The sequence below is a fragment of the Nostoc sp. UIC 10630 genome (assembly GCF_010747425.1).
Taxonomy (GTDB): domain Bacteria; phylum Cyanobacteriota; class Cyanobacteriia; order Cyanobacteriales; family Nostocaceae; genus Nostoc.
The window spans coordinates 1-4,482 of the sequence record NZ_JAAGOG010000352.1 but is presented as its reverse complement, the minus strand read 5'-3'; the positions used below and the strand labels follow the sequence as shown (position 1 = coordinate 4,482).

The 4,482-nt window shown below is 43.5% G+C and carries 6 protein-coding genes; 5 read left to right on the top strand and 1 reads right to left on the bottom strand.

Going from position 1 to position 4,482, the window contains the following annotated elements; genetic code table 11:
- Nucleotides 1–22: 22 nt before the first annotated feature.
- Entirely contained in the window at nucleotides 23–373 is a 351-nt protein-coding gene (locus G1O98_RS37060; RefSeq protein ID WP_163939297.1) for a helix-turn-helix transcriptional regulator, read from the bottom strand.
- 80 nt (nucleotides 374–453) lie between these two features.
- On the opposite strand from G1O98_RS37060, the gene trxA reads away from it, so the two are divergent.
- The 5 genes from trxA to G1O98_RS39540 form a co-directional block, all read left to right on the top strand.
- Nucleotides 454–777, top strand: coding sequence for a thioredoxin (trxA, locus tag G1O98_RS37055; protein ID WP_012412473.1), 324 nt, complete (start codon nucleotides 454–456; stop codon nucleotides 775–777).
- Nucleotides 778–941: 164 nt separating this feature from the next.
- Entirely contained in the window at nucleotides 942–1,736 is a 795-nt protein-coding gene (locus G1O98_RS37050; RefSeq protein WP_163939295.1) for an SDR family NAD(P)-dependent oxidoreductase, read from the top strand.
- Nucleotides 1,737–2,127: 391 nt separating this feature from the next.
- Nucleotides 2,128–3,240, top strand: a complete 1,113-nt coding sequence (locus G1O98_RS37045) for an alkene reductase (protein WP_163939293.1) — start codon at nucleotides 2,128–2,130, stop codon at nucleotides 3,238–3,240.
- 284 nt (nucleotides 3,241–3,524) lie between these two features.
- Complete coding sequence (locus G1O98_RS37040; RefSeq protein WP_163939291.1) at nucleotides 3,525–4,190, top strand: nitroreductase family protein; 666 nt, start codon at nucleotides 3,525–3,527, stop codon at nucleotides 4,188–4,190.
- 25 nt (nucleotides 4,191–4,215) lie between these two features.
- On the top strand, nucleotides 4,216–4,482 hold a 267-nt coding region (locus tag G1O98_RS39540; RefSeq protein WP_207794528.1), incomplete at its 3' end, for a hypothetical protein.

The following is a 4,482-nucleotide window of genomic DNA, read 5'->3' as shown; positions in this document are numbered from 1 at the left end:
CCATTCCCCATTCCCCATTCCCCTAAATCCTTGAAGCTGTTTGTTTATCACTCGCAAGACTAACAGGCAATGGTTGAGCCGCTTTCAATACTGCATCCAGCAACCCTGGAAACAGCACCTCTAAATCTTCACGCCGTAGTATGTTGATGTGATGTGTCCCTTCTTTACGTGTAAAGACTATCCCAGACTCCCGCAAAATCTTAAAATGATTGGACATTGTAGACTTTGCGATCGCAAAATCAAACTTGGCACAGCATTGCTCCCCCTCAGTCGCTAGTAGTCGCACAATCTCTAGCCGCACTGGATCGCCCAATGCATACAGCACTCCCGGTAAAGAAATATTTTTTCTATCTGGATGATAAAGAAATTTCATAGTTGCATTATCTCATCAAGTGGCATATATTTTTATTATTCGATATTATCGAATTATAGAATTAACTAGGAAGGCAATTTATGTCATCCATTACAAATGTCACAGAAGCCACATTCAAGCAAGAAGTCTTGGAAAGTGAGATTCCGGTCTTAGTAGACTTTTGGGCCCCGTGGTGCGGCCCTTGCCGGATGGTAGGCCCAGTGGTCGATGAAGTTGCTGCGGAATACGAAGGACAGGTGAAATTTGTGAAGCTGAACACAGATCAGAATCCTACTGTCGCCAGCCATTATGGAATTCGCAGCATTCCGACGCTGATGGTTTTTAAGGGAGGTCGGCAGGTCGATACTGTCGTAGGGGCAGTTCCAAAAACCACCTTGAATAAGACCTTAGCACAGCATCTTTAATCTAGGTACTGTTATGAGACGCATTTAGTTTGCAGTCTTCTCTAATCAAGGGAGACAGGAGTCAGAATACACCTGACTCCTGTAAAGACGCGATTAATCGCGTCTCTCCCCACTCTTGACTTCTGACTCCTGAATTCTGTTTCAAATAATGGGGAAAGAGCAAAATGGACTTGAAATTGCATGGTAAATCCGCGCTAGTTAGTGGTTCAACCGCAGGTATTGGTTTGGCGACAGCCCTTGCGCTAGCTCAAGAAGGTGCATCAGTGATTGTCAACGGTCGATCTGAGGAAAGAGTAGCCCAAGCGATCGCTAAAATTCAACAAAGTACACCTGAAGCGAAAGTTTCTGGCGTTGTTGCTGACACAAGTACTGCATCAGGGGTAGAGGAACTCTTTCAAAAAGTTCCTCACGTTGATATCCTCATTAATAATGTGGGTATTTATGAGCCAAAAACCTTCTTTGATATTACCGATGAAGACTGGTTAAACATATTTCAGGTTAACGTTCTCAGTGGAGTCCGTTTGAGCCGGCAATATCTGCAAAAGCAGCTAGAGCAAAACTGGGGGCGGATAATCTTTATCTCCAGCGAATCTGCGATTCAGATCCCAGTGGAAATGATTCACTATGGCACAACTAAGACAGCACAGCTTGCTATTGCAAGAGGTCTAGCAGAAATGACTGTCGGGACTGGAGTTACTGTAAACTCTGTCCTCCCCGGACCAACCCGCTCAGAAGGAGTTGAAGAGTTTATTATCAACCTGGCGCAGGAACGTGGTATTAGTCCAGCAGAAGTTGAGACTGAGTTTTTTCAAAATGTGCGTCCAAGTTCCCTAATCAAACGTTTTGCAACTAATGAAGAAGTAGCAGCGATCGTAGTTTACCTTTCTAGCCCTATAGCTTCAGCAACTAATGGTGCAGCTTTGCGGGTAGATGGTGGTGTTATTCGATCGATTGTTTAGTGAATGAACTGCACGCAAAATTGGGTATTGGGGAGATTTTTTTGTTGTTTTCAAGACTATTTCTTTTTAGAAATAAACCGCCCATAACTAAAGTTTTTGAGTACCTTAAAACTGACAATAACCTTTTCTTAGTGGTCTTTAGAGACTTTCGCTATTAGACTGAGAATTTATCGAGGAAGACAGGAGGTAGGCTAAATGAGAATAGCATAGCCCTGCCCTTATTCCCCTTATCTCCCAATACCGTTTGGTTAAGGTAAGAGACGCGATAAATCGCCGTCTCTACAAAGGACTGATTATTGTAAAGACGGCGAAAAACCTTATCCGAACCGTATTGCCTTATCTCCCAGCTATGGGGTTTTGAACTTTGAATTTTGAATTGGAGCAAAATAACATGACTAGTGATATAAACTTATTCTCTTCTTACCAATTAGGTAATTTGGAACTCCCTAATCGGATTGTGATGGCACCCTTAACCCGAAACCGAGCCAGTGAGGGAAACGTACCATACGAACTGAATGCTACTTACTACGCTCAACGTGCTTCCGCCGGACTGATTATTTCTGAAGCAGCACAGGTAACTCCTGAAGGACAGGGCTATCCTGCTACACCAGGAATTCATTCGTCAGAACAGATAGAAGGATGGAAATTAGTCACTGATGCCGTACATCGGGAGGGAGGAAGAATTTTCCTGCAACTATGGCACGTAGGCAGGATTTCCCATCCTGACTTACAACCAAATGGAGCTTTACCTGTGGCACCTTCTGCCATTGCTCCTAAAGGTGAGGCATCAACTTATGAGGGGCCAAAACCTTATGTTACACCCCGTGCTTTAGAAACTTCAGAAATACCGCAGATAGTAGAACAGTACCGTCAGGGAGCGGCAAATGCTCTAGCGGCTGGGTTTGATGGGGTAGAAATTCACTCAGCTAATGGTTATTTAATAGATCAATTTCTCCGCGATCGCACCAATCAACGTACAGATAAATATGGGGGTTCCATTGAGAATCGCACCCGATTCCTGTTGGAGGTGACAGAGGCAGTAACTAGTGTGTGGGATTCTAACCGAGTTGGGGTACGTTTCTCTCCCAGTGGGACTTTTAACGATATCGGTGACTCCAATCCGCTAGAGACATTCGGTTATGCAACTCAAGCGTTGAACCAGTTTAATTTGGCATATCTGCATATTTATGAGGCAACAGAAGCAGATATCAGACATGGCGGGATAATTGTACCCACCAGTCATATCCGCGATCGCTTTACAGGTACACTCATCGTCAATGGTGGTTATACCCGTGAAAAAGGCAATGCAGTGCTGGCAAACAAAGCAGCAGATTTAGTTGCCTTTGGCACATTATTTATATCAAATCCAGATTTACCCCGACGCTTGGCTTTAAATGCACCATTAAATGAAGCAAATCAAGCAACCTTTTATGGTGGCGCTGAACAAGGATATACAGACTATCCATTTTGGTCGGCTGCTAACGAGGCGGTAGCTCAGGCGTAATTCGTAATTCGTAATTTGTAATTCGTAATTTGTAATTCGTAATTATGACATCATTATTCTTTAGAAAGATGTCGGGGAAAGGTTAAAGGGTAAAGGGTAAGGGAAAATTCCATCCTTTTCCCCCACTTCTGCAAGAAGTCTTTTCTGATGCGTGCCAGATGAAACTTGTTTGTTCTGAAATAAGGAATAATTTTTATTTTTGTTTCATGAATAAATAGATTCATTTGTATCCTAATTAGGAATTACGAATTATTTGGTCATAACTCAACTATCAGGAGAATCTCATGAGTTCCATCACCCAAACCATACCTTTAGATGTACCTAGTGCGATCGCTCAACGTCGTTCAATTAAAACTTTTAAAGCAGACCCCATTGCCCCAGAACTGCTCAAGCAACTGGTAGAATTGACCGTGGCAGCGCCCAGTAGCTTTAATATCCAAGACTGGCAAATTATTCTTGTGCAAGACGAGGCGCAAAAGGCAGCACTATCAGCAGCATCGTGGAATCAACAACAAATCGTCCAAGCACCTGTAACCTTCGTCTTTGCTGCCGATCCTACCGTAGGCGAAAGAGACTTAACCCCAATTTTTGAGCGGGCAACTGAAACTGGAGCATGGAATGAAGGCACGGTAAACTACTTTAAAAGTGCCATCCCACAATTTCAAGCTGGGTTAGGCGACAAGCGACGCGAATATGCCATCAAAGATGCCATTATTGCCGCTACTCACTTGGTGTTAGCAGCAGAAAGTTTGGGATTATCCACTTGTTTTATGAACGGTTGGGTTGAGGATCAGGTAAAACAAGTGATTGGTGCTGAGGATAATCCAGATTTAGCGATCGCTGTTGTTGTTCCTGTTGGCTATGCAGCCGAACCACGCTTAAATCCAGGTCGTTTACCATTCTCCTCTAACGTTTCTGTGGATAGAATCGGTAATCCTTATGCAGGGTAGTTTTTCCTAAATTGGGAATTGGGAATTGGGAATTAAGAATGAGTCTTTGATACTCGCCGACGAGTCTTTGATACTCGTGAATGAGTCTTTGATACTTGCCGAAGAGCCTTTTATACTCGTGAATGAGTCTTTGATACTTGCCGAAGAGCCTTTTATACTCGTGAATGAGTCTTTGATACTCGCCGACGAGCCTTTTATACTCGTGAATGAGTCTTTGATACTCGCCGACGAGTTTTTTATACTTGTGAATGAGTTTTTGAACCTGCTCCCCCTACCTCCCCTACTCCCCCAT

Coding starts and splice junctions, on each gene's coding strand:
- G1O98_RS37060 (WP_163939297.1), bottom strand. CDS start 373: ATGAAATTTCTTTATCATCCAGATAGAAAAAATATTTCTTTACCGGGA.
- trxA (WP_012412473.1), top strand. CDS start 454: ATGTCATCCATTACAAATGTCACAGAAGCCACATTCAAGCAAGAAGTC.
- G1O98_RS37050 (WP_163939295.1), top strand. CDS start 942: ATGGACTTGAAATTGCATGGTAAATCCGCGCTAGTTAGTGGTTCAACC.
- G1O98_RS37045 (WP_163939293.1), top strand. CDS start 2,128: ATGACTAGTGATATAAACTTATTCTCTTCTTACCAATTAGGTAATTTG.
- G1O98_RS37040 (WP_163939291.1), top strand. CDS start 3,525: ATGAGTTCCATCACCCAAACCATACCTTTAGATGTACCTAGTGCGATC.